Below are 452 nucleotides of genomic sequence, written 5' to 3' on the forward strand. Positions count from 1 at the left end.
AGTACGTACCGGCTAGCTTCCGCGTGATCCGTCATGTGCGGCCCAAATTCGCCTGCGCGTGCTGCGATCACATCGCACAGGCAGCAGCGCCGAGTCGTCCCATCGAGCGCGGCCTCGCGGGCCCTGGACTGCTCGCGCACGTGCTGGTCTCGAAGTTCGCAGATTACATCCCGTTGTATCGGCAATCGGTCATGTATGCGCGTGAGGGCGTCGAGCTCGATCGCTCGCTGCTCGCGAAGTGGGTTGGCCACGGCGCGACGCTCTTACAACCACTGGTCGACGCATTACGCCGGCATGTGATGACGGCGACGAAGTTACATGCCGACGATACGCCAGTGCCAGTACTCGAACCAGGCAACGGCAAGACGAAGACCGGGCGCTTGTGGGTGTATGTGCGTGACGATCGATCCTCAGCCGATACGACGCCGCCTGCGGTGTGGTTCGCCTATACG

The 452-nt window shown here is 62.6% G+C and carries 1 protein-coding gene; it reads left to right on the forward strand.

What is annotated here, in order from left to right:
* Nucleotides 1–452 (forward strand): transposase (locus GWC77_RS28385; RefSeq protein ID WP_173262965.1); only part of this gene is annotated, 452 nt, incomplete at both ends.

This window comes from Paraburkholderia sp. NMBU_R16, from assembly GCF_013282575.1.
Classification (GTDB): Bacteria; Pseudomonadota; Gammaproteobacteria; order Burkholderiales; family Burkholderiaceae; genus Trinickia.